This is a genomic window from Peribacillus sp. ACCC06369 (assembly GCF_030348945.1).
In the GTDB taxonomy this organism is placed as follows: Bacteria; Bacillota; Bacilli; order Bacillales; family DSM-1321; genus Peribacillus.
On the sequence record NZ_JAUCEN010000002.1, the window covers coordinates 380,388 to 406,702 of the forward strand.

At 44.2% G+C, this 26,315-nt stretch carries 10 protein-coding genes, 6 rRNA genes and 2 riboswitches; all 16 genes read left to right on the plus strand.

The genetic code is table 11. From position 1 onward, the window contains the following. Positions 1-309 precede the first annotated feature (309 nt). Positions 310-1,266, plus strand: coding sequence for an AAA family ATPase (locus QUF78_RS02690; RefSeq protein ID WP_289323466.1), 957 nt, complete (start codon positions 310-312; stop codon positions 1,264-1,266). 38 nt (positions 1,267-1,304) lie between these two features. Further along, entirely contained in the window at positions 1,305-2,459 is a 1,155-nt protein-coding gene (locus tag QUF78_RS02695) for a DUF58 domain-containing protein (RefSeq protein WP_289323467.1), read from the plus strand. After that, positions 2,456-4,648: a DUF4129 domain-containing transglutaminase family protein gene (locus tag QUF78_RS02700; RefSeq protein WP_289323468.1), complete on the plus strand. Its 2,193-nt coding sequence runs from the start codon at positions 2,456-2,458 to the stop codon at positions 4,646-4,648. Before QUF78_RS02695 ends, QUF78_RS02700 begins: the two co-directional genes overlap by 4 nt. 36 nt (positions 4,649-4,684) lie before the next feature. After that, positions 4,685-4,786, plus strand: a riboswitch (purine riboswitch). Between the two features lie 142 nt (positions 4,787-4,928). Continuing rightward, a complete protein-coding gene (gene guaA, locus QUF78_RS02705; RefSeq protein WP_289323469.1) occupies positions 4,929-6,485 on the plus strand; it encodes a glutamine-hydrolyzing GMP synthase in 1,557 nt (518 codons plus the stop codon). Positions 6,486-6,711: 226 nt separating this feature from the next. Further along, positions 6,712-6,813, plus strand: a riboswitch (purine riboswitch). Between the two features lie 109 nt (positions 6,814-6,922). After that, a complete protein-coding gene (locus tag QUF78_RS02710; RefSeq protein ID WP_289318820.1) occupies positions 6,923-8,254 on the plus strand; it encodes an NCS2 family permease in 1,332 nt (443 codons plus the stop codon). A gap of 154 nt (positions 8,255-8,408) precedes the next feature. Then, positions 8,409-9,251, plus strand: coding sequence for a glucose PTS transporter transcription antiterminator GlcT (gene glcT, locus QUF78_RS02715; RefSeq protein WP_289318821.1), 843 nt, complete (start codon positions 8,409-8,411; stop codon positions 9,249-9,251). Positions 9,252-9,465: 214 nt separating this feature from the next. Then, positions 9,466-11,535: a glucose-specific PTS transporter subunit IIBC gene (gene ptsG, locus QUF78_RS02720; RefSeq protein ID WP_289323470.1), complete on the plus strand. Its 2,070-nt coding sequence runs from the start codon at positions 9,466-9,468 to the stop codon at positions 11,533-11,535. A gap of 421 nt (positions 11,536-11,956) precedes the next feature. Next, positions 11,957-13,507: ribosomal RNA gene (locus QUF78_RS02725) — 16S ribosomal RNA — on the plus strand. Positions 13,508-13,682: 175 nt separating this feature from the next. Next, positions 13,683-16,615, plus strand: a 23S ribosomal RNA gene (locus QUF78_RS02730). A 64-nt stretch (positions 16,616-16,679) separates the two neighbouring features. Then, positions 16,680-16,795, plus strand: a 5S ribosomal RNA gene (rrf, locus tag QUF78_RS02735). A 552-nt stretch (positions 16,796-17,347) separates the two neighbouring features. Continuing rightward, positions 17,348-18,898: ribosomal RNA gene (locus tag QUF78_RS02740) — 16S ribosomal RNA — on the plus strand. Positions 18,899-19,073: 175 nt separating this feature from the next. After that, positions 19,074-22,006 (plus strand): 23S ribosomal RNA (locus tag QUF78_RS02745). A gap of 64 nt (positions 22,007-22,070) precedes the next feature. After that, a 5S ribosomal RNA gene (gene rrf, locus QUF78_RS02750) occupies positions 22,071-22,186 on the plus strand. Together the 16S, 23S and 5S rRNA genes form the textbook arrangement of a ribosomal RNA operon. Before the next feature lie 903 nt (positions 22,187-23,089). After that, positions 23,090-24,295, plus strand: coding sequence for an MFS transporter (locus tag QUF78_RS02755; protein ID WP_289323471.1), 1,206 nt, complete (start codon positions 23,090-23,092; stop codon positions 24,293-24,295). Positions 24,296-24,351: 56 nt separating this feature from the next. After that, positions 24,352-25,113: a type I 3-dehydroquinate dehydratase gene (aroD, locus tag QUF78_RS02760; RefSeq protein ID WP_289323472.1), complete on the plus strand. Its 762-nt coding sequence runs from the start codon at positions 24,352-24,354 to the stop codon at positions 25,111-25,113. A 66-nt stretch (positions 25,114-25,179) separates the two neighbouring features. Then, positions 25,180-26,064 (plus strand): shikimate dehydrogenase, encoded by an 885-nt coding sequence (locus QUF78_RS02765; protein ID WP_289323473.1) that lies wholly within the window; start codon positions 25,180-25,182, stop codon positions 26,062-26,064. Positions 26,065-26,315: the final 251 nt, after the last annotated feature.

Consider the following 26,315-nt stretch of genomic DNA (forward strand, 5'->3'; position numbering starts at 1 on the left):
AGAAAGGAAGTTGGTTCATTTTTAATTCCTTAAGAATGTATTCCAGATGATCGTAGCTCTATTGCCCTGATGAGCGAGCAGGAAATGGAAAGGATGCGCCAATATATTGGTGCATCCTTCTTCGTGTTATTTGAACAAGTTATGATAACATTAAGCAGCATTAATATTTTTAGAGAAATTCGTTTATGGTTTACTGAATATCTAGTAAACTTACAATGTAAGGTTTAATTGGAGCTTAATGTAAAAAAAGTCTAGTTTTAATATGGGAAATATATGAAATATTGATAGGGTGATCTCAGGAGGTAGAGAATGATTTATAAGCAGATCAATCAAAAGCTGGAAATGATTCTAGGGAATATCGAAAAGGTGATTATCGGAAAACGGGATATAGCAGAACTAAGCATCGTGGCACTTCTTTCCGGCGGGCATGTCTTATTGGAGGATGTTCCGGGTGTGGGAAAGACAGTCATGGTAAGGGCACTGGCAAAATCAATAGGTGCAAGCTTTAAACGTATACAATTCACGCCTGATTTACTGCCTTCTGATGTAACTGGTGTTTCGATCTTTAATCCTAAGGAACAAGAATTCATTTTTAGACCGGGACCGATAATGGGACATATAATTTTAGCCGATGAAATTAACCGGACCTCGCCAAAAACGCAGTCTGCCTTGCTTGAAGCCATGGAAGAGGCAAGTGTGACGATAGATGGTGTCACAAGAGGATTGGAGAAGCCCTTTTTCGTAATGGCAACACAAAATCCGATCGAGTACGAGGGAACATATCCGCTTCCAGAGGCTCAATTGGATAGATTCCTATTAAAAATGAAAATGGGCTATCCAAGTGTGGAAGACGAGATGGAGGTACTTCATAGAGCTCAACATATGGCACCGCTTGAGGAGCTGGAATCCGTCATCACCATAGATGAATTGATAGCATTACAGGCAGAGGTAAAAGCAGTGATAGTGGATGACATAATAAAACGTTATATCGTTGAGTTGGCGATACGAACCCGTACTCATGAAGGGGTCTATTTGGGGGTAAGCCCGCGTGGATCGATAGCCTTGATGAAAGCAGCTCAAGCATACGCACTGATTCAGGGAAGGGACTATGTTCTACCGGACGATATTCAATATTTAGTTCCATTCGTATTCTCCCACCGGCTCATTTTGAAACCTGAAGCTAATTATGATGGATTCGATGCAGGAATGGTGATACATGAAATTGTCGCGACAACTCAAGTGCCTGTGAAGCGGGCTGTGACCTGATGCGCAAATTCATCAACTTTTTAAGGGGAAATATGAGTGTGATCGGACTGGTATTACTCATGGCCATTTCCTTTTGCTTTGCAATGTTTCAAGGCGGTTTTGTCAGTTGGTTTATTTTTTATTCGTTTTTTCCATTTTCTGCGTACGCTGCGATTCTGCTGTTTTATCCGCTGCATGCCTTTACCGTTGAGAGAAAGGTCAATAAAAGGGAATGCCAGGCCGGGGAATCCGTTCAAATAGCCGTGACGTTTACCCGTAAAAACCGGCTGCCCCTATTATTTATGGTGATAGAGGAGGAATTGCCTCAGGAGATGGAGGATAGGGGATTCCAAAGGAAAATACTTATCTTTCCGGGATTCAAGCGTACCTTCAGCATGTCATATACCTTGGAAAACTTGCCACGTGGAGAGCATTCGTTTCAATCTATCCGCTTCAGGATAGGGGACTTTTTCGGGCTCGGTGAAAAGGAAGCGATATATCGTTCACCTTTGAAGATAACTGTTTACCCTCAATATCATGAACTTGCCTACAGTGATCTTGATCGAGTGTTCAATCAGGGGGCAGTGGGTTCAACAAAGAGAACTAAACGGGAACATTCAGTGGTCTCTGGGGTAAGAGAGTATCAGCCAGGCGATCAGTTGTCATGGATTAATTGGAAGGCGACGGCTAGAACGAGTGAAATCATGACGAAGGAATTCGAAGTGCAGAAAAACAGGGATGTATTCATCATGCTTGATAATAAGCCATCGGATTTATTTGAAGAATCAGTTGTAATCACGGCTTCCATTGCACACGCCATGTTAAAAAAAGGCATGGAGATTGGGTATGCAAGTATGGGATCGAGACTAATCATACCGACAGGAGCAGGAAATAACCAGAGACGAAAGATTTTTTACCGACTTGCTAAAGAGGAACATAGTGTTGTGAATGCATTGAAAGAAAATGTAAGTAAGGGCAGTCTTCCGGCAAACGCTGCTGTGATATTCATAGTTTCAGACTTAACCTTAGAAAAGGTGGACATATTGAGTGCTTTCCGCGCTAATCAGGGATTAATGTTATGTGTAAAGAAACAGGCCGATCTTACTGATGAGGAAAAAATGTCATGTTCTACAGCTGTCTCGAGGGGGATAAAGGTTAGCTTTTTTGAACATGGCCAACTAAAGTTTGACAGATCAGGGGTGATGGCAAAATGAATGTCACTACCGAAAAGTTAGAAAGGTTCATGCATGTCCTCTTATATATATTTGGTCTGTTGTTGATTACTGAATGGTTAAGGCCTGTCGATAAACTCACCGATACAGGTAATATCATCATTTTTGTTCTATTTTTGATTTATTCCCTACTACTGCATTATTTCCGCATTCATTGGTCAATCCGAATTATTCTCATTATTGCTTATATTATGATTTCATTACAGTTCCTTCATTCCAAAAGCGCTTTATTTCAATTATCATGGTTGAAAGGATTTCTAGTGGATTTTACGGGCAACCTTGGGTATATGTATGATGGGAATTGGGAGTCGATCACCAATCCATTTCGAACATTTCTATTTTTTGTCCTGCTTTGGCTAGTAACATATTTGATCCATTACTGGGTGATGGTGAGGCAAAGCATCTTTTTCTTTTTTATGTTAACGGTGATTTTTATCTCTGTACTCGATACTTTCACTCCCTATGTGGGGGATAAGGCAATGGTAAGAATCATCATCATCGGGTTCTTGATGCTCGGTCTACTATCCCTGCTGCGTCTAACGATACAGGAGAGAATAAGGTTTCCGATGGCTGCCATCAATAAGTGGATCTTGATGCTAACCGGCATGATATTGGTAAGTGTCCTTGTTGGATTCGGTGCCCCAAAGCTCTCTCCGCAGTGGGCGGACCCAGTTCCTTATATTACTTCATATTCTGATAAAGCGGTTAAAGAAGACGGTGGTTCGAAGGGTAAAAGTGTCGGATATGATGAAGACGATTCGGATCTTGGCGGTTCGATAGAGCCAGATAGTTCCATCGTTTTTTACAATAATGCACCTGCAGGACATTATTGGAAAGTCGAGAACAAAGATATTTATACCGGTAAAGGATGGGTTTCCTTACCGGAAACGGACTTTCATGCTTTTTCCAACGGGCAGGATATGACATCTTTAGATATTCAGGTTCCTGAAGTAGAGAAAACAGAAGAAATGACGGCAAAAGTAACAATGACGGAAACATATTCGCATATACTCCATCCGCAGTCCGGATATTTAAAAAAGATCGATGCCAAAAACGGAATGGATTTCAAATATTATCAGGGTATCGACAAAATCATTTCTCAACGGGAAAATGGAGACAGACTGGACATGGAAGAGTATGAGCTGGTCTATGATATGCCGAGTTTTGATATAGCTGAGTTAAGAAAGGTAACAGAACCTGACGAAACGATGGATTTGTTAATGGAAAAAAACACACAGCTTCCTGAGGGATTGCCAAACCGGATCTATGAATTGGGATCCCAACTAACAAGAAATGAAACGAATTGGTACGATAAAGCAAAAGCCATTGAGGATTACTTCGACGGTCCTGAATTCATTTATTCAAAAGACGATATTCCGTATCCGGGGACAAATCAAGATTATGTCGATCAATTTTTATTCGAGACACATATAGGGTATTGTGATAATTTTTCAAGTGCAATGGTCGTTTTACTCCGTGCCGCCAATATACCTGCCAGGTGGGTAAAGGGCTACTCGGAAGGTGAAAAGTCAATCAATGATGGTGAATCCGTTTATAAGGTGACCAATAATAATGCACATTCCTGGGCCGAGGTTTATTTTTCTGGGATAGGTTGGGTCCCCTTCGAGCCGACAAAGGGATTCAACGGGGAAGTTGAATTTTACGATTCGGAATTGAAACAGGAAAAGATCAAGAACCCTGGCCCAACTAATGAAGAGCATACAAAAAAAGAGACTAGGGAACGCCAGGATACACCCGATAGGGAAACTCAATCATCAGGGGAAACTGGTATAGGGGGCTCAGAAGGTCTCTTTAAATGGACTGCCATCACACTGTTAGGTGTAATGATTCTCGCTTCAATTGGTTATTTCTCCAGAAGGAAGTGGATTCCACATCTGCAGATTCTTCGATATAAAAATAAAACCGGTGCTCATTTCACGAAAGCCTATTTAATATTATTGAAACAATTAAAGCGAACTGGTTTAGTTCGTCCGGAGGGGCAAACTTTAAGGGAGTACGCCGCCTATGTGGATGCAGTGTACGATACGGATGAGATGAGTGAATTGACGGCTGGATACGAGTTAATGATATATCGTGGAGACGTGGAAGATAGAGAATGGGAGCACTTTCAAAACGGTTGGGAAAGCTTAATGAAAAAAACTAGCTCTTGACCAGGTTTTTATTATATTGATACAATAACAAAAACTAACTTAAACTAATATATCCTTCATATATCCTCGATAATATGGATCGAAAGTTTCTACCGAATCACCGTAAATGATTTGACTATGAAGGCGGATTTTAACAGGAAAGCTGAAAATCTGCCTTCGTCTATACTTTTTGTGTATTTTTGAGGGTGGATTTTTAGTTTTTCTTTTTTTATGATAATATTTTTTATAAGAAAGTATCACTCGATTTTATGAGTGAATTACATTGATAGAGGTGACGTTTGTGCCGGGGAAAACAGAATTGCAAAAAAACCAGGAAATGATCGTAGTACTTGATTTCGGAAGCCAATATAACCAATTGATCACTCGTCGTATCCGCGAATTTGGTGTGTACAGTGAGCTTCATCCTCATACAATTACTGTAGAAGAAATCGAGAAAATGAACCCAACGGGAATTATTTTCTCAGGCGGTCCGAACAGTGTTTATGATGCAACTGCATTTGGTTGTGATGAACGCATATTCGAAATGGGCCTACCGATTTTCGGTATTTGTTATGGCATGCAGCTTATGACCAAACATTTTGGCGGAAAAGTGGAACCAGCTAAAAACCGTGAATACGGAAAAGCGACACTTGCCATCCAAAATGAGTCCAAGTTATTCAGTGACTTGCCAAAAGAACAAATCGTTTGGATGAGCCATGGTGATTTAGTGGTGGAAACGCCTGAAGGTTTCAAGATTGATGGAACGAACCCGTCTTGCCCAATTTCGGCTATGAGTGACGAGTCACGTAAATTGTATGCCGTACAATTCCATCCTGAAGTCCGTCATTCAGTTTACGGAAATGACATTTTGAAAAATTTCGTATTCGGCGTTTGTGGTTGCAAAGGTGACTGGTCAATGGAGAACTTCATTGAAATCGAGATGGAGAAAATCCGTCAAACGGTCGGAGATAAAAAAGTGTTATGCGCATTGAGCGGCGGAGTGGATTCATCCGTTGTGGCTGTATTGATCCATAAAGCGATTGGCGATCAGCTAACATGTATTTTCGTTGATCATGGATTACTTCGTAAAGGGGAAGCCGAAGGTGTAATGGAAACATTCAGGGAAGGCTTCAATATGAACGTAATCAAGGTCGATGCATCGGAACGCTTCCTATCGAAACTTGCTGGCGTTTCAGATCCGGAACAAAAACGGAAAATCATCGGTAACGAGTTTATCTACGTATTTGATGACGAAGCAACAAAGCTTAAAGGTATTGAATTCCTTGCACAAGGGACACTGTACACAGACATTATTGAAAGTGGTACGGCTACTGCACAAACAATTAAATCGCATCATAACGTTGGCGGTCTGCCGGAAGATATGCAATTTAAATTGATTGAGCCATTGAATACTCTATTCAAGGATGAAGTGCGTGCACTTGGAAGTGAAATGGGCATTCCAGATGAAATCGTTTGGCGTCAACCATTCCCAGGTCCAGGTTTAGGCATTCGTGTATTAGGTGAAATTTCAGATGAAAAACTTGAAATCGTTCGTGAATCTGACCATATCTTACGTGAAGAAATTAAAAAGAATGGTTTGGAACGTGAAATTTGGCAGTACTTTACGGTGCTTCCTAACATCCGTAGTGTAGGGGTAATGGGCGACGCCCGTACGTATGATTACACAATCGGGATCCGTGCTGTAACATCCATTGACGGAATGACTTCCGATTGGGCGAGAATCCCATGGGATGTACTTGAAATCATCTCAACGAGAATCGTTAATGAAGTTAATCATGTTAACCGCGTCGTGTATGACATTACTTCCAAGCCACCTGCAACTATCGAGTGGGAATAGAAGATTAAATCATCCAATCAGTGAAGGAATTAACCTTCACTGATTTTTTTTGTTATAAAAATTATAGATAATATGTTGAATACTTACATTTCACGTATGTTGGTGAAGATATAGCCATAATAAGTAAGGGAAATATAGCGAAACGCGAACAATGCCTAAAATTACATAAAAAATATTCGTTTGGCGTATTGACGATTATTTTTGTGACTGGTACACTATACCTATAATAATAAAAAAACATAATTGTCGTATAATATTGGGGATATGGCCCAAAAGTTTCTACCAAGCTGCCGTGAACGGCTTGACTACGATGTGAATGGATTGGCGCGAGCAAGGATAAACCGCCACTTCTTTACATGATTGTGGTCAAGCCCCGTTCGGAAGCGAATGGGGCATTTGTCTGTTGGCTTACGATCTTATGATAGGGGAGACTCATAATGAAAAATTATTTTCGGTTTAATGAGCTGGGAACTAATTATCGCCGTGAAATACTTGGCGGACTAACTACGTTCCTTTCGATGGCATATATCCTGGTTGTTAACCCTGTGATGCTGACTTTACAAAGCATCGAGGACTATCCAGATGAATTGAGAATGGACTACGGAGCCGTTTTTGCAGCGACTGCCTTAGCAGCTGCGATTGGCTCGATATTGATGGGGCTCATAGCCAGGTATCCAATATCGCTGGCGCCAGGAATGGGATTGAATGCTTTCTTCGCTTTCACCGTTGTACTTGGTTTTGGAATCCCTTGGCAGACTGCTTTAACAGGGGTATTGATTTCAGGGATTATCTTCGTTTTGCTTTCCCTATCGGGAATACGGGAGAAAATCATTAATGCAATTCCAGTCGAACTTAAATACGCAGTTGGAGCTGGTATCGGCTTATTCATTACTTTTGTAGGGTTTCAAAATGCTGGAATCATCACGAATGATGACAGCGTCCTTGTCGGATTGGGTGACTTAACCTCAGGAAATACTTTATTGGCTGTTTTTGGAATTGTCGTAACCGTCATTTTGATGACGAGAGGCGTTAAAAGTGGCGTGTTCATAGGAATGGTCATTACAGCCATTGCAGGAATGATCTTTGGGCAAGTGCCGGTGCCGGAGAAAATAATCGGTGCCGTTCCTAGCATTGCTCCTACTTTCGGAGTTGCATTCGATGCCTTCGGAAATCCCGGTGATCTCTTCACTGGTCAAATGTTAATCGTGATATTGACTTTTCTGTTCGTAGCTTTCTTTGATACAGCCGGTACGTTGGTGGCTGTTGCGCAACAAGCTGGACTGATGAAGGATAATGTACTTCCTAGAGTGGGAAAAGGATTACTTGCCGATTCATTATCCATCGTTTCAGGTGCAATTCTTGGTACTTCCACCACTACATCTTATGTAGAGTCAACATCGGGTGTTGCTGCTGGTGCTCGAAGTGGTTTTGCGGCTGTAGTAACCGGTTTGCTGTTTGTCCTATCCCTTTTCTTCTTCCCGCTTCTTTCGGTGGTGACATCTGCGGTGACTGCGCCGGCATTAGTTATAGTCGGAGTATTAATGGCATCTTCACTTAAAAATATTGACTGGCAGAAGTTCGAAATTGCTGTTCCAGCCTTCTTTACCGTTATCATGATGCCCATGACATATTCAATTGCGACAGGGATAGCTTGTGGATTCATCTTCTATCCGATCACGATGTCGATGAAAGGAAGGGCTAAAGAAGTTCACCCGATCATGTGGGGTCTTGGAGTCGTCTTCCTTCTATATTTCATTTTCTTGAAGTAATAATGCGAGTGAGTAAGAAGAGCCCTGACTTTTGGGGCTCTTCTTTCATGTTGTAAGAGAAAGCTCATATCGTGTATAGTAAAAGTACTAAGTACTAAGCGCTTTATCCTGTATGGGGCATAGGGATGACTTTGAGAAAAAATGAGGGAGAAAAATGAATGGTTTTATCGTTGAAAAGGTTTTGAACAATAACGTGGTGATAGCCACGCATCCGACGTATGGTGAAGTCGTCTCTATTGGAAAGGGCTTGGGCTTCAACCGAAAGAAAGGTGAAGAGTTAAGTCCGGAACTTGCGGAGAAAACGTTCGTTCTGAAAAATGTTAAGGAACAGGAAAGTTACAAAAAACTTTTGCCGCAGATCGATCAAAATCTTCAAGCAGCCATTATAGAATCCATTCATCTCATTAACGATCGAGTAACCGGAAAACTCAATGAACATATACATGTCGGTTTAACAGATCATTTACTGTTCGCCCTTCAGCGTGTTTCACAAGGAATGACTATCAAAAACCCATTCTTGAAAGAAACGATAACCCTTTATCCTTTTGAACATGATATTGCTGTTGATGTAATCGACTTAATTCAAGATAAGACAGGCATAGGCCTACCCCAAGGGGAAATCGGTTTCATTACCCTTCATATTCATAGTGCAATAGCAAATAAAGACTTATCGGAAGTCAATCAGCATTCGCAGTTAATCTATCATCTTATTCAAGTCGTTGAAGAACAGCTAAACGTAAAAATTAATAAGGAAAGCATTGATTATACACGTTTGGTCCGTCATTTAAGATTCATGATAGACAGGGTTTTGGCTGGGGAAATGGTCGATGAACCTGAAAAAATTGCATTGCTATTGAAAGAAGAATATCCTTTGTGTTACAATATCTCATGGAAGCTAATAAAAATTATGCAGCAGAAATTAGGCAGACCGGTTTGTGATGCGGAAGCTGTCTATCTAACGATGCATATCCAACGATTACAAAAGAAAATCAAATAAAAATACATTAACTTACGTGTTACTGATTCGATCAGGCATAAGTGAGGAGAATGATTGTTATGAAAGAGGGTATTATATACCTGAACTTCATTTCAATCCTATCTTTGCTTATGCCTTTTTTTGTATTCGAATTCTGTTGCGTGGGAAGATGAATTCCATCGTTAAATGTAACCGTTTTATTAGCGTGGAAAAATAGTAAAGAGGAGGAAAACCTATGTTTAAGAAGTTGTTTGGTGTTTTGCAAAAAATCGGAAAAGCTTTGATGCTTCCTGTAGCCATTTTACCAGCGGCGGGAATTTTACTTGCTTTTGGTAATGCATTGCAAAACGAGACTTTGTTGGATATCGCCCCGTTTCTTGCAAGTGGCGGAGTTGAAATGGTCGCATCGGTCATGGAGAATGCTGGGAATATTATTTTTGGGAATCTTCCCTTATTGTTTGCTGTGGGGGTCGCGATTGGTCTAGCTGGCGGAGATGGTGTTGCCGGGCTGGCGGCGATTATCGGGTTCTTGATTATGAATGTAACAATGGGAACTGTTCTTGGAATTGACGCTGCAGACATTGCGAAAAATGGTGCGGTGTATAGCAATGTTCTGGGAATCCCAACGTTGGGAACAGGCGTGTTCGGCGGTATTATTGTCGGTGTCATGGCTGCTGTTATGTATAATAAATTTTATGAAATTGAATTGCCTTCTTATTTAGGATTCTTTGCAGGTAAACGTTTTGTACCCATTGCAACGGCTGCAAGCGCAGTTATTCTTGGGTTGTTGATGATTTTAGTTTGGCCGACGATTCAATCGGGGCTAAATTCATTTTCAGAAAATATGTTGGGTGCTAACCTGACTCTGGGAGCTTTAGTGTTCGGGATTGTAGAACGTGCGTTAATTCCGTTTGGACTGCATCATATCTTCTATTCTCCATTCTGGTTTGAATTTGGCAGCTATATCCCTCAAGGCGGGGGAACGCCAGTCAGGGGTGACCAAGCCATCTTCATGGCGCAAATTAAAGATGGCGTACAGAATTTAACGGCAGGTACCTTCATGACTGGTAAATATCCGTTCATGATGTTCGGATTGCCAGCTGCAGCTTTGGCCATTTATCATGAAGCAAGACCGGAACGAAAGAAAATTGTCGGTGGCTTGATGGCTTCGGCGGCACTTACATCTTTCTTGACGGGGATTACTGAGCCTCTTGAATTTGCCTTCTTATTTGTTGCACCGATACTTTTCGGGATTCACTGTCTGTTTGCAGGTCTATCTTTCATGACTATGCATTTACTGGATGTGAAAATCGGGATGACGTTTTCGGGTGGTTTGATCGATTACGTACTGTTTGGTTTAATTAATCCTCAAACCAATGCTTGGATCGTTATCCCAGTTGGTTTAGTTTTTGCGGTTATCTATTACTTTGGATTCCGATTTGCGATAAGGAAGTTTAACCTTAAAACTCCTGGCCGTGAAGTGGAAGAGGACGAGGAAACTGAAGGGTCTGCAAGTACAGCTGGAAGTCTACCTGGGGATATCTTGGAAGCCATGGGTGGAAAAGAAAATATTTCTCACTTAGATGCTTGCATTACTCGCCTTCGTGTATCAGTGAATGATATCGGTAACGTTGATAAAAATAGATTGAAGAAACTTGGTGCCGCTGGAGTTCTGGAAGTGGGCAATAACATTCAGGCAATTTTCGGACCTCGTTCAGAAACAATCAAAGGGCAAATGAAAGATATCATCGATGGAAAAAGGCCTCGTAAAGTAGAAGCGTCTCCTGAAGTAGGCGTGGAAAACCAAATCGAGGATATCGTCCCGAAACCTTTAAGGACGGATGAAGTTTCCGAACGCTTTATTTCACCTATTAAAGGGGAATTAAAACCGATTACGGAAGTGCCTGATCCAGTCTTTGCTGAAAAAATGATGGGTGATGGGTTTGCCATTTTACCGGAGGAAGGTTTGGTCGTTTCTCCTGTAGATGGTACGATCGTTAACCTATTCCCGACTAAACATGCAATAGGTATCGTTTCCGATGCTGGACGTGAAATCTTAATACATGTCGGGATCGATACAGTTAAGTTAGAAGGCAAAGGCTTTGAAGCTCTTGTCGCTCAAGGAGATAAAGTGACAAGCGGACAGCCGTTGCTTAAAGTCGATTTAGAGTTTGTCAAAAACAATGCCACCTCTATCATTACGCCAATCGTCTTTACCAATCTTTCCGAGGGTGAAAGTGTGAAGATTGAGAAGGCCGGAAATGTAGATAGAGAAGAAGCGGACGTAATTTCTATCAATAAATAAACTTTCAAGAACAGGAGGGTAGCTATAATTAGCTGCACTCCTGTTTTTGTTTATTCATTAGTAAGGTCGGGAATTAGGGACATTAAATTCTCTTTGCTTCGAAATACCATTAATAGAAAGAAGGAGTATATATAGAAGGAGGTGGTAGTTTTTAAAAAAGAAGGAATTTTTTTTGAGAATTAAATTGACTTGTCTGTATGCAAGTGCTAATATATTAAATACACCGCTTGAGACATTAAAGGCAGTGAGAGAAAATGAAAACTTGTTGTTGACATGGTGTTCGAAAGGTGTTACACTAATTAAGTCGCTGAAGAAGCGATGCAAAATATTGCTCTTTGAAAACTGAACAAAACAAAGCGCCAACGTTAAATTTTAAGTGAGCACACACTATCAAAAAAGCAAAATGAGCAAGTCAAACATTTCTTCGGAGAGTTTGATCCTGGCTCAGGACGAACGCTGGCGGCGTGCCTAATACATGCAAGTCGAGCGAATCGATGGGAGCTTGCTCCCTGAGATTAGCGGCGGACGGGTGAGTAACACGTGGGCAACCTGCCTATAAGACTGGGATAACTTCGGGAAACCGGAGCTAATACCGGATACGTTCTTTTCTCGCATGAGAGAAGATGGAAAGACGGTTTACGCTGTCACTTATAGATGGGCCCGCGGCGCATTAGCTAGTTGGTGAGGTAATGGCTCACCAAGGCGACGATGCGTAGCCGACCTGAGAGGGTGATCGGCCACACTGGGACTGAGACACGGCCCAGACTCCTACGGGAGGCAGCAGTAGGGAATCTTCCGCAATGGACGAAAGTCTGACGGAGCAACGCCGCGTGAACGAAGAAGGCCTTCGGGTCGTAAAGTTCTGTTGTTAGGGAAGAACAAGTACCAGAGTAACTGCTGGTACCTTGACGGTACCTAACCAGAAAGCCACGGCTAACTACGTGCCAGCAGCCGCGGTAATACGTAGGTGGCAAGCGTTGTCCGGAATTATTGGGCGTAAAGCGCGCGCAGGTGGTTCTTTAAGTCTGATGTGAAAGCCCACGGCTCAACCGTGGAGGGTCATTGGAAACTGGGGAACTTGAGTGCAGAAGAGGAAAGTGGAATTCCAAGTGTAGCGGTGAAATGCGTAGAGATTTGGAGGAACACCAGTGGCGAAGGCGACTTTCTGGTCTGTAACTGACACTGAGGCGCGAAAGCGTGGGGAGCAAACAGGATTAGATACCCTGGTAGTCCACGCCGTAAACGATGAGTGCTAAGTGTTAGAGGGTTTCCGCCCTTTAGTGCTGCAGCTAACGCATTAAGCACTCCGCCTGGGGAGTACGGCCGCAAGGCTGAAACTCAAAGGAATTGACGGGGGCCCGCACAAGCGGTGGAGCATGTGGTTTAATTCGAAGCAACGCGAAGAACCTTACCAGGTCTTGACATCCTCTGACAACCCTAGAGATAGGGCTTTCCCCTTCGGGGGACAGAGTGACAGGTGGTGCATGGTTGTCGTCAGCTCGTGTCGTGAGATGTTGGGTTAAGTCCCGCAACGAGCGCAACCCTTGATCTTAGTTGCCAGCATTCAGTTGGGCACTCTAAGGTGACTGCCGGTGACAAACCGGAGGAAGGTGGGGATGACGTCAAATCATCATGCCCCTTATGACCTGGGCTACACACGTGCTACAATGGATGGTACAAAGGGCTGCAAACCTGCGAAGGTAAGCGAATCCCATAAAGCCATTCTCAGTTCGGATTGTAGGCTGCAACTCGCCTACATGAAGCCGGAATCGCTAGTAATCGCGGATCAGCATGCCGCGGTGAATACGTTCCCGGGCCTTGTACACACCGCCCGTCACACCACGAGAGTTTGTAACACCCGAAGTCGGTGAGGTAACCTTTATGGAGCCAGCCGCCTAAGGTGGGACAGATGATTGGGGTGAAGTCGTAACAAGGTAGCCGTATCGGAAGGTGCGGCTGGATCACCTCCTTTCTAAGGATAATTACGAGAGCGCTTTTGTTTTGTTCAGTTTTGAATGAGTAATTCATTCAGATAGGGAAGAAAAACATCACGATGTGATGGATTCTTTCTGCTTTGTTCCTTGAAAACTAGATAATAGATAGAAGGCAATTAATTTTTTTCAAAGCATCTGTAAGATCTTTTTAACGGTTAAGTTAGAAAGGGCGCACGGTGGATGCCTTGGCACTAGGAGCCGATGAAGGACGGGACTAACACCGATATGCTTCGGGGAGCTGTAAGTAAGCTTTGATCCGGAGATTTCCGAATGGGGAAACCCACTGTTCGTAATGGAACAGTATCTTTACCTGAATACATAGGGTACTGAAGGCAGACCCGGGGAACTGAAACATCTAAGTACCCGGAGGAAGAGAAAGCAAATGCGATTTCCTGAGTAGCGGCGAGCGAAACGGAATTAGCCCAAACCAAGAGGCTTGCCTCTTGGGGTTGTAGGACACTCAACATGGAGTTACAAAGGAACGGGGTAAATGAAGTGACCTGGAAAGGTCCGTCAAAGAAGGTAAAAACCCTGTAGTTGAAACTTCGTTCCCTCCTGAGTGGATCCTGAGTACGGCGGGACACGAGAAATCCCGTCGGAAGCAGGGAGGACCATCTCCCAAGGCTAAATACTCCCTAGTGACCGATAGTGAACCAGTACCGTGAGGGAAAGGTGAAAAGCACCCCGGAAGGGGAGTGAAATAGATCCTGAAACCGTGTGCCTACAAGTAGTCAAAGCCCGTTAATGGGTAATGGCGTGCCTTTTGTAGAATGAACCGGCGAGTTACGATTTCATGCGAGGTTAAGTTGATAAGACGGAGCCGCAGCGAAAGCGAGTCTGAATAGGGCGAATGAGTATGAGGTCGTAGACCCGAAACCAGGTGATCTACCCATGTCCAGGGTGAAGTTCAGGTAACACTGAATGGAGGCCCGAACCCACGCACGTTGAAAAGTGCGGGGATGAGGTGTGGGTAGCGGAGAAATTCCAATCGAACCTGGAGATAGCTGGTTCTCTCCGAAATAGCTTTAGGGCTAGCCTCAAGATGAGAGTATTGGAGGTAGAGCACTGATTGGACTAGGGGCCCCCAACGGGTTACCGAATTCAGTCAAACTCCGAATGCCAAATACTTATTCTTGGGAGTCAGACTGCGAGTGATAAGATCCGTAGTCGAAAGGGAAACAGCCCAGACCACCAGCTAAGGTCCCAAAGTATACGTTAAGTGGAAAAGGATGTGGAGTTGCTTAGACAACCAGGATGTTGGCTCAGAAGCAGCCACCATTTAAAGAGTGCGTAATAGCTCACTGGTCGAGTGACTCCGCGCCGAAAATGTACCGGGGCTAAACGTATCACCGAAGCTGTGGATTGACACCATTAGGTGTCGATGGTAGGAGAGCGTTCTAAGGGCGTTGAAGTCAGACCGGAAGGACTGGTGGAGCGCTTAGAAGTGAGAATGCCGGTATGAGTAGCGAAAGAAGGGTGAGAATCCCTTCCACCGAATGCCTAAGGTTTCCTGAGGAAGGCTCGTCCGCTCAGGGTTAGTCGGGACCTAAGCCGAGGCCGAAAGGCGTAGGCGATGGACAACAGGTTGATATTCCTGTACCACCTATACATCGTTTGAACGATGGGGGGACGCAGAAGGATAGGGTAAGCGCGCTGTTGGATATGCGCGTCCAAGCAGTTAGGCCGGAAACGAGGCAAATCCCGTTTCCATTAAGGCGGAGCTGTGATGGCGAGGGAAATATAGTACCGAAGTTCCTGATTCCACGCTGCCAAGAAAAGCCTCTAGTGAGATGTAAGGTGCCCGTACCGCAAACCGACACAGGTAGGCGAGGAGAGAATCCTAAGGTGTGCGAGAGAACTCTCGTTAAGGAACTCGGCAAAATGACCCCGTAACTTCGGGAGAAGGGGTGCTTTTTAGGGTGAATAGCCCGGAAAAGCCGCAGTGAATAGGCCCAGGCGACTGTTTAGCAAAAACACAGGTCTCTGCGAAGCCGCAAGGCGAAGTATAGGGGCTGACACCTGCCCGGTGCTGGAAGGTTAAGGGGAGAGGTTAGCGCAAGCGAAGCTTTGAACCGAAGCCCCAGTAAACGGCGGCCGTAACTATAACGGTCCTAAGGTAGCGAAATTCCTTGTCGGGTAAGTTCCGACCCGCACGAAAGGTGTAACGATCTGGGCACTGTCTCAACGAGAGACTCGGTGAAATTATAGTACCTGTGAAGATGCAGGTTACCCGCGACAGGACGGAAAGACCCCGTGGAGCTTTACTGCAGCCTGATATTGAATTTTGGTACAGCTTGTACAGGATAGGTAGGAGCCTGAGAAGCCGGAGCGCTAGCTTCGGTGGAGGCGTTGGTGGGATACTACCCTGGCTGTATTGAAATTCTAACCCGCGCCCCTTATCGGGGTGGGAGACAGTGTCAGGTGGGCAGTTTGACTGGGGCGGTCGCCTCCTAAAGAGTAACGGAGGCGCCCAAAGGTTCCCTCAGAATGGTTGGAAATCATTCGTAGAGTGTAAAGGCACAAGGGAGCTTGACTGCGAGACCTACAAGTCGAGCAGGGACGAAAGTCGGGCTTAGTGATCCGGTGGTTCCGCATGGAAGGGCCATCGCTCAACGGATAAAAGCTACCCCGGGGATAACAGGCTTATCTCCCCCAAGAGTCCACATCGACGGGGAGGTTTGGCACCTCGATGTCGGCTCATCGCATCCTGGGGCTGTAGTCGGTCCCAAGGGTTGGGCTGTTCGCCCATTAAAGCGGTACGCGAGCTGGGTTCAGAACGTCGTGAGACAGTTCGGTCCCTATCCGTCGCGGGCGCAGGAAATTTGAGAGGAGCTGTCCTTAGTACGAGAGGACCGGGATGGACGCACCGCTGGTGTACCAGTTGTCTTGCCAAAGGCATAGCTGGGTAGCTACGTGCGGACGGGATAAGTGCTGAAAGCATCTAAGCATGAAGCCCCCCTCAAGATGAGATTTCCCATGGCGCAAGCTAGTAAGATCCCTGAAAGATGATCAGGTTGATAGGTCAGAGGTGGAAGCGTGGCGACATGTGGAGCTGACTGATACTAATAGATCGAGGACTTAACCAACGCTTTTTAAAAAATGAAATACCTTCTTATTATCTAGTTTTGAAGGAACAACGTTCCTGATATGTTTGGTGGCGATAGCGAAGAGGTCACACCCGTTCCCATTCCGAACACGGCAGTTAAGCTCTTCAGCGCCGATGGTAGTTGGGGGTTTCCCCCTGTGAGAGTAGGACGCCGCCAAGCCATTTCAAAGATCAGCCATCCGGCTGATCTTTTTTTGCATTTATAAGGACGTGTACAATATATGAAGACTTATAAGGTTTTTTTATGAAACCTTGGAGTTCTGTCTGAATTATTTTTATTAAAGTCGTGTTTTTTATTCTTAAGCCAACGGGGATCAGATAGATATAGACCCTTCATTTAGACAAGGAATTATTTATTTTGAAATGTGTTGACTTTAAAGTGAAATTGGATTAATATAAATAAGCACCAACTGAGACAAACGAACAACTTCATCCGCTTTTGGTAGATTACCAAAACAAAAATAATAACTATTGACTTCTTACTATGAAAATGATAAGATGAAATGGTCGCTGAAAAACACAGCGATTTAAAATAAGTTTAAAACTTCGCAGAAGTTGACAACTAATCAATAAGATGTTATGATGAATAAACAAGCCGTTCGAAAGAACGATTGTGAAATTGCTCTTTGAAAACTGAACAAAACAAAGCGCCAACGTTAAATTTTAAGTGAGCACACACTATCAAAAAAGCAAAATGAGCAAGTCAAACATTTCTTCGGAGAGTTTGATCCTGGCTCAGGACGAACGCTGGCGGCGTGCCTAATACATGCAAGTCGAGCGAATCGATGGGAGCTTGCTCCCTGAGATTAGCGGCGGACGGGTGAGTAACACGTGGGCAACCTGCCTATAAGACTGGGATAACTTCGGGAAACCGGAGCTAATACCGGATACGTTCTTTTCTCGCATGAGAGAAGATGGAAAGACGGTTTATGCTGTCACTTATAGATGGGCCCGCGGCGCATTAGCTAGTTGGTGAGGTAATGGCTCACCAAGGCGACGATGCGTAGCCGACCTGAGAGGGTGATCGGCCACACTGGGACTGAGACACGGCCCAGACTCCTACGGGAGGCAGCAGTAGGGAATCTTCCGCAATGGACGAAAGTCTGACGGAGCAACGCCGCGTGAACGAAGAAGGCCTTCGGGTCGTAAAGTTCTGTTGTTAGGGAAGAACAAGTACCAGAGTAACTGCTGGTACCTTGACGGTACCTAACCAGAAAGCCACGGCTAACTACGTGCCAGCAGCCGCGGTAATACGTAGGTGGCAAGCGTTGTCCGGAATTATTGGGCGTAAAGCGCGCGCAGGTGGTTCTTTAAGTCTGATGTGAAAGCCCACGGCTCAACCGTGGAGGGTCATTGGAAACTGGGGAACTTGAGTGCAGAAGAGGAAAGTGGAATTCCAAGTGTAGCGGTGAAATGCGTAGAGATTTGGAGGAACACCAGTGGCGAAGGCGACTTTCTGGTCTGTAACTGACACTGAGGCGCGAAAGCGTGGGGAGCAAACAGGATTAGATACCCTGGTAGTCCACGCCGTAAACGATGAGTGCTAAGTGTTAGAGGGTTTCCGCCCTTTAGTGCTGCAGCTAACGCATTAAGCACTCCGCCTGGGGAGTACGGCCGCAAGGCTGAAACTCAAAGGAATTGACGGGGGCCCGCACAAGCGGTGGAGCATGTGGTTTAATTCGAAGCAACGCGAAGAACCTTACCAGGTCTTGACATCCTCTGACAACCCTAGAGATAGGGCTTTCCCCTTCGGGGGACAGAGTGACAGGTGGTGCATGGTTGTCGTCAGCTCGTGTCGTGAGATGTTGGGTTAAGTCCCGCAACGAGCGCAACCCTTGATCTTAGTTGCCAGCATTCAGTTGGGCACTCTAAGGTGACTGCCGGTGACAAACCGGAGGAAGGTGGGGATGACGTCAAATCATCATGCCCCTTATGACCTGGGCTACACACGTGCTACAATGGATGGTACAAAGGGCTGCAAACCTGCGAAGGTAAGCGAATCCCATAAAGCCATTCTCAGTTCGGATTGTAGGCTGCAACTCGCCTACATGAAGCCGGAATCGCTAGTAATCGCGGATCAGCATGCCGCGGTGAATACGTTCCCGGGCCTTGTACACACCGCCCGTCACACCACGAGAGTTTGTAACACCCGAAGTCGGTGAGGTAACCTTTATGGAGCCAGCCGCCTAAGGTGGGACAGATGATTGGGGTGAAGTCGTAACAAGGTAGCCGTATCGGAAGGTGCGGCTGGATCACCTCCTTTCTAAGGATAATTACGAGAGCGCTTTTGTTTTGTTCAGTTTTGAATGAGTAATTCATTCAGATAGGGAAGAAAAACATCACGATGTGATGGATTCTTTCTGCTTTGTTCCTTGAAAACTAGATAATAGATAGAAGGCAATTAATTTTTTTCAAAGCATCTGTAAGATCTTTTTAACGGTTAAGTTAGAAAGGGCGCACGGTGGATGCCTTGGCACTAGGAGCCGATGAAGGACGGGACTAACACCGATATGCTTCGGGGAGCTGTAAGTAAGCTTTGATCCGGAGATTTCCGAATGGGGAAACCCACTGTTCGTAATGGAACAGTATCTTTACCTGAATACATAGGGTACTGAAGGCAGACCCGGGGAACTGAAACATCTAAGTACCCGGAGGAAGAGAAAGCAAATGCGATTTCCTGAGTAGCGGCGAGCGAAACGGAATTAGCCCAAACCAAGAGGCTTGCCTCTTGGGGTTGTAGGACACTCAACATGGAGTTACAAAGGAACGGGGTAAATGAAGTGACCTGGAAAGGTCCGTCAAAGAAGGTAAAAACCCTGTAGTTGAAACTTCGTTCCCTCCTGAGTGGATCCTGAGTACGGCGGGACACGAGAAATCCCGTCGGAAGCAGGGAGGACCATCTCCCAAGGCTAAATACTCCCTAGTGACCGATAGTGAACCAGTACCGTGAGGGAAAGGTGAAAAGCACCCCGGAAGGGGAGTGAAATAGATCCTGAAACCGTGTGCCTACAAGTAGTCAAAGCCCGTTAATGGGTAATGGCGTGCCTTTTGTAGAATGAACCGGCGAGTTACGATTTCATGCGAGGTTAAGTTGATAAGACGGAGCCGCAGCGAAAGCGAGTCTGAATAGGGCGAATGAGTATGAGGTCGTAGACCCGAAACCAGGTGATCTACCCATGTCCAGGGTGAAGTTCAGGTAACACTGAATGGAGGCCCGAACCCACGCACGTTGAAAAGTGCGGGGATGAGGTGTGGGTAGCGGAGAAATTCCAATCGAACCTGGAGATAGCTGGTTCTCTCCGAAATAGCTTTAGGGCTAGCCTCAAGATGAGAGTATTGGAGGTAGAGCACTGATTGGACTAGGGGCCCCCAACGGGTTACCGAATTCAGTCAAACTCCGAATGCCAAATACTTATTCTTGGGAGTCAGACTGCGAGTGATAAGATCCGTAGTCGAAAGGGAAACAGCCCAGACCACCAGCTAAGGTCCCAAAGTATACGTTAAGTGGAAAAGGATGTGGAGTTGCTTAGACAACCAGGATGTTGGCTCAGAAGCAGCCACCATTTAAAGAGTGCGTAATAGCTCACTGGTCGAGTGACTCCGCGCCGAAAATGTACCGGGGCTAAACGTATCACCGAAGCTGTGGATTGACACCATTAGGTGTCGATGGTAGGAGAGCGTTCTAAGGGCGTTGAAGTCAGACCGGAAGGACTGGTGGAGCGCTTAGAAGTGAGAATGCCGGTATGAGTAGCGAAAGAAGGGTGAGAATCCCTTCCACCGAATGCCTAAGGTTTCCTGAGGAAGGCTCGTCCGCTCAGGGTTAGTCGGGACCTAAGCCGAGGCCGAAAGGCGTAGGCGATGGACAACAGGTTGATATTCCTGTACCACCTATACATCGTTTGAACGATGGGGGGACGCAGAAGGATAGGGTAAGCGCGCTGTTGGATATGCGCGTCCAAGCAGTTAGGCCGGAAACGAGGCAAATCCCGTTTCCATTAAGGCGGAGCTGTGATGGCGAGGGAAATATAGTACCGAAGTTCCTGATTCCACGCTGCCAAGAAAAGCCTCTAGTGAGATGTAAGGTGCCCGTACCGCAAACCGACACAGGTAGGCGAGGAGAGAATCCTAAGGTGTGCGAGAGAACTCTCGTTAAGGAACTCGGCAAAATGACCCCGTAACTTCGGGAGAAGGGGTGCTTTTTAGGGTGAATAGCCCGGAAAAGCCGCAGTGAATAGGCCCAGGCGACTGTTTAGCAAAAACACAGGTCTCTGCGAAGCCGCAAGGCGAAGTATAGGGGCTGACACCTGCCCGGTGCTGGAAGGTTAAGGGGAGAGGTTAGCGCAAGCGAAGCTTTGAACCGAAGCCCCAGTAAACGGCGGCCGTAACTATAACGGTCCTAAGGTAGCGAAATTCCTTGTCGGGTAAGTTCCGACCCGCACGAAAGGTGTAACGATCTGGGCACTGTCTCAACGAGAGACTCGGTGAAATTATAGTACCTGTGAAGATGCAGGTTACCCGCGACAGGACGGAAAGACCCCGTGGAGCTTTACTGCAGCCTGATATTGAATTTTGGTACAGCTTGTACAGGATAGGTAGGAGCCTGAGAAGCCGGAGCGCTAGCTTCGGTGGAGGCGTTGGTGGGATACTACCCTGGCTGTATTGAAATTCTAACCCGCGCCCCTTATCGGGGTGGGAGACAGTGTCAGGTGGGCAGTTTGACTGGGGCGGTCGCCTCCTAAAGAGTAACGGAGGCGCCCAAAGGTTCCCTCAGAATGGTTGGAAATCATTCGTAGAGTGTAAAGGCACAAGGGAGCTTGACTGCGAGACCTACAAGTCGAGCAGGGACGAAAGTCGGGCTTAGTGATCCGGTGGTTCCGCATGGAAGGGCCATCGCTCAACGGATAAAAGCTACCCCGGGGATAACAGGCTTATCTCCCCCAAGAGTCCACATCGACGGGGAGGTTTGGCACCTCGATGTCGGCTCATCGCATCCTGGGGCTGTAGTCGGTCCCAAGGGTTGGGCTGTTCGCCCATTAAAGCGGTACGCGAGCTGGGTTCAGAACGTCGTGAGACAGTTCGGTCCCTATCCGTCGCGGGCGCAGGAAATTTGAGAGGAGCTGTCCTTAGTACGAGAGGACCGGGATGGACGCACCGCTGGTGTACCAGTTGTCTTGCCAAAGGCATAGCTGGGTAGCTACGTGCGGACGGGATAAGTGCTGAAAGCATCTAAGCATGAAGCCCCCCTCAAGATGAGATTTCCCATGGCGCAAGCTAGTAAGATCCCTGAAAGATGATCAGGTTGATAGGTCAGAGGTGGAAGCGTGGCGACATGTGGAGCTGACTGATACTAATAGATCGAGGACTTAACCAACGCTTTTTAAAAAATGAAATACCTTCTTATTATCTAGTTTTGAAGGAACAACGTTCCTGATATGTTTGGTGGCGATAGCGAAGAGGTCACACCCGTTCCCATTCCGAACACGGCAGTTAAGCTCTTCAGCGCCGATGGTAGTTGGGGGTTTCCCCCTGTGAGAGTAGGACGCCGCCAAGCCATTTCAAAGATCAGCCATCCGGCTGGTCTTTTTTTGTGTTCTGGATAAAAGACCGGATAAGATCATTAGGCTTTATGAAGAGAAAAAAATATGAATTCCATTTATCTCCCTTATAGGAAATAAGAAGCAAGGAAGTTGAAATAAGGGCAAATGTGTTACAGCATTACTTAGTCAGAGATTGAACAAAGTAATTTATAATAATTTAGAAGACAGATGATTAACTCGAGTGAAAAATTCAACTTTATAACTTCAATTACAAAAAGTTGCAACATTGGATTTAAATCAGAAGCACTTCATTTATTTTAGCTAAAAAGAAATTTATTCAGAAACTGGTAACTAAAAAAGTAAGGAATATCGAAATAGAAGAAACTAATTTTAAGAGATATGCCTTGTGCCATATTAAATAAAAACATTCATCATCATGTATGAACAGTACCAAAAACAAGCTATGGCTGAACTATTAAGATAAGGATGATATTTGGTGAGCACTTCAAAATTCAGAGATGGTTAATAAGGAACAGTGTTTCAGGACTGCTTCATGAGTTTGACACAATGAAATTAGCGCAGTATAATAATTCGAGTAGAACGATATACTAAAAAAGTTAACTAAATTACTTCAGCATAAGCGCTAAAATTCAATACTATTGGATTTATAAACTTATTGATAAGAATAGTGTTAGTAGATCGATATACTAACTATTAAGAAAAATTAGTAGAACGATATACTAGCTAAAATCTAGTAGAACGATGTACTAACTGGAGTCGGTTACTTAGAGGTTTATTGTTTTTTATTTGAACGTAATTTGTTTCTTGAATTTATGATATGGGGCAAGGGGGAAACTTCTGAAAGGCTAAAGAATCAAATTGAATTTCGATCATTAATAACTATAGGGGTGTGTTTCATGAAAAATTTATTTATAAAAATGGCAACAGGTTTATATATTAGTTATTTTATTTTAGGCATGATTAATATTATCATTGGATCTAATATGGAAAATTTATCCGAACAATTAAACACAAGTGCATCGGGGATAAGCTACTTGGTCTCTGCTATAGGAATCGGTAAGTTAGTTTCTTTGTTTTTCGCCGGTAGACTGTCAGATAAATTAGGAAGGAAGCCATTTGTCGTTTCAGCATCTTTTATCTACCTGATCTTCCTCATAGGTATACCTTTGGCTCCTAACTATACATTGGCATTTATATTTGCTGTTTGTGCTGGTATTGCAAACTCATTTTTGGACGCTGGTACGTATCCTGCGCTTATTGAGGCTTTTCAAAAGAAAGCAGGTTCCGCTACCGTATTAATAAAAGCGTTCGTTTCAGTCGGTGCCGCACTTCTCCCATTTATCATGGCGTTCTTTATAGCTAGAGATATGTTTTACGGGTATACATTCTTCTTAATGGCTGCTGTTTACCTTGTTAACGGATTCTTCTTGCTCAAGGTTTCATTCCCGAATCATAAAGCTCCTAGTCATGTCCAAGATGAAAAACAAGCTGCAACGGTTCAACACCAATTCCTATCAAAACCGAAGTTTGCTCAGGAAGGATTGGCCGTCATACTTTTAGGCTTCACATCAACTGCTTTATTCATGCTGGTTCAAGTCTGGCTCCCGAACTTTGGACAAGAGGTATTGGGGCTAACCCAGGCTAAGGCTGTTCAATTGCTTAGTTACTATAGCGTTGGCTCCCTTGTTTCTGTCATTTTACTGGCGGTACTATTGAATAAAGTAATTAAGCCTATTACCGTCATGATCATCTATCCAATCATTGCAGCACTATCTTTATTGTCACTCATATATATCCAGCAACCATTTATGACTGTTTTGAGCGCTTTCTTCATTGGACTTTCAACTGCAGGAGTGTTCCAATTAGCCATGACAATAATTACCGAATTCTTCCCAGCCAATAAAGGGACGATTACTTCTTATGTAAACATTGCAGCTAGTTCAGCTTTTATCATCATACCTTTCGTTACAGGTATCATTTCTAAGAGTGCCGGTTTAACTGCAGTCTTCTTGTTTGATGTGGCAATTGCAGTAGTCAGTATTTTATTGGCCGTATTCGTTGCCTATCGATATAAAAAGGTAATTAAGATTTCATCCAATTAAGTGGTAAAGCGAACATCAATCACCACTGATGATAATGATAAAAGGGGGAAACATCCATGCAAACAATCACGATCAAAGACGTAACGATCGGAGAAGGGGTTCCAAAGATCATCGTTCCGCTTATGGGGACCACTGAAAAAGAACTACTGAAAGAAGTTGAAACGGTAAATGCTTTAGAGCCGGATATCATTGAATGGCGAGTGGATGTCTTTGAACAAGTTGAGAGCTTAGAAGCCGTTTCGGAAATGATTTCAAAACTTAGACGTGCTGTACCTAGTACATTGCTGCTTTTCACTTTTAGAAGCCATAAAGAAGGCGGGAACAAGGAAATCACCGATGAATATTATTTTCAACTGCTTCATACAGCAATTAGAACGAAGAATATTGATCTTGTCGATGTAGAGTTATTTTTTGAAGAGTCGTCAGTGAAGGAGACTGTAAAAATAGCTGAGGAAAATGGCGTATACGTAGTGATGTGTAACCATGATTTCGATAAGACACCAGAAAAAGAAGAAATCATATACCGTTTGCGTAAAATGCAGGAATTTGGAGCTCATATTCCAAAAATCGCTGTAATGCCCCAAAGTGTTGGTGATTTACTCATTTTATTAGATGCAACCCATACGATGAAAACAAAGTATGCCGATCGTCCGTTCATTACGATGTCAATGTCGGGTACAGGTCTGGTAAGTAGATTATCAGGCGCGGTGTTTGGATCTGCTTGTACATTCGGTGCCGGAAAAGAAGCATCTGCCCCAGGACAAATTCCTGTTAATCAATTAAGAAGTGTATTGGAGATCATTGATCAAAATATTTAATTCGAAATTTCTTCCAAGAAGGAATTTATATAAATTTTTCAAATTAACCACCAGGGGGAATAGAACATGGAAAATCTAGGACGTATCAATGGAAAAACAGAATTGGTAGGGTTGCTTGCAACACCTATCGGACATTCTTTGTCACCAGCCATGCATAATTTAGCTTTTGATAAATTAGGATTGAATTGCGCCTATTTAGCATTTGAAGTCGGAAATGAACAATTGGAAGATGCAGTCAAAGGGATGCGTGCATTAAATGTAAAAGGATTTAACGTATCCATGCCTAATAAAATGAAAATACTTCCTTATCTTGACGAGTTGGCAGACAGTGCTAAATTTTCTGGGGCCGTTAATACAGTTGTCAATGTCGATGGGAAATTCGTGGGTCACAGTACCGATGGAATGGGTTATACTCGGAACCTAAAAGAACATGGTATAAATATTAAAGGTAAGAAAATGACTCTTATCGGTTCTGGTGGGGCTGCTACTCCTATCGCTATTCAATCTGCTCTAGAAGGTGTGGCGGAAATCAGCATTTTTGCTCGTGATGATGATTTCTACCCGCAAGCAGAAGAAAATGTACGAATCATCAATGAAGATATGAAGCACTTAAACGTGAAAGCAAATGTATACCCTCTTGAAAATGTTGAGCAATTAAGGGCTGAAATCGCAACTAGTGATATTTTGGCAAATGGAACTGGCGTTGGCATGAAACCACTTGAAGGCTTAAGTGTCATTCAAGATGAATCCATGCTACGTCCTGATTTAATCGTAACAGACGTTGTTTACATTCCCCGCAAATCGAAACTAATGGAACAAGCTGAGGCTGCGGGTGCTACAGCAATTAATGGTCTTGGGATGATGCTATGGCAAGGTGCATTGGCCTTTGAATTATGGACAGGTCAACAGATGCCTGTAGATTACATCAAAGAGCAAATGTTTGCAGAATAATATGATTCCACTCTCGAGATTATTCTCCATTTTATCGTAATAGAGGTTTTTTCATACTTGAAGTGCATCATTGTTAAAGGATAAAAGTACTTACAAATGAGTGCAGAAAACCTCGGAGCTAAGAAATGCAGGGAGTGAAGTCCCTTGTTTTTCTTAGCGTTTTTTTTTTGAAAAGTGGTTTTCATTTAAATGGATAACATAAAGGGGAGACTTAATTCAAAATGTATTTATAGAAAAATATTTTATTACTG

What these genes read in the sequence shown, in the direction of transcription:
- QUF78_RS02690 (WP_289323466.1), top strand. Translation starts at nt 310, where the DNA reads ATGATTTATAAGCAGATCAATCAAAAGCTGGAAATGATTCTAGGGAAT.
- QUF78_RS02700 (WP_289323468.1), top strand. Translation starts at nt 2,456, where the DNA reads ATGAATGTCACTACCGAAAAGTTAGAAAGGTTCATGCATGTCCTCTTA.
- QUF78_RS02710 (WP_289318820.1), top strand. Translation starts at nt 6,923, where the DNA reads ATGAAAAATTATTTTCGGTTTAATGAGCTGGGAACTAATTATCGCCGT.
- glcT (WP_289318821.1), top strand. Translation starts at nt 8,409, where the DNA reads ATGAATGGTTTTATCGTTGAAAAGGTTTTGAACAATAACGTGGTGATA.
- ptsG (WP_289323470.1), top strand. Translation starts at nt 9,466, where the DNA reads ATGTTTAAGAAGTTGTTTGGTGTTTTGCAAAAAATCGGAAAAGCTTTG.
- QUF78_RS02755 (WP_289323471.1), top strand. Translation starts at nt 23,090, where the DNA reads ATGAAAAATTTATTTATAAAAATGGCAACAGGTTTATATATTAGTTAT.
- aroD (WP_289323472.1), top strand. Translation starts at nt 24,352, where the DNA reads ATGCAAACAATCACGATCAAAGACGTAACGATCGGAGAAGGGGTTCCA.
- QUF78_RS02765 (WP_289323473.1), top strand. Translation starts at nt 25,180, where the DNA reads ATGGAAAATCTAGGACGTATCAATGGAAAAACAGAATTGGTAGGGTTG.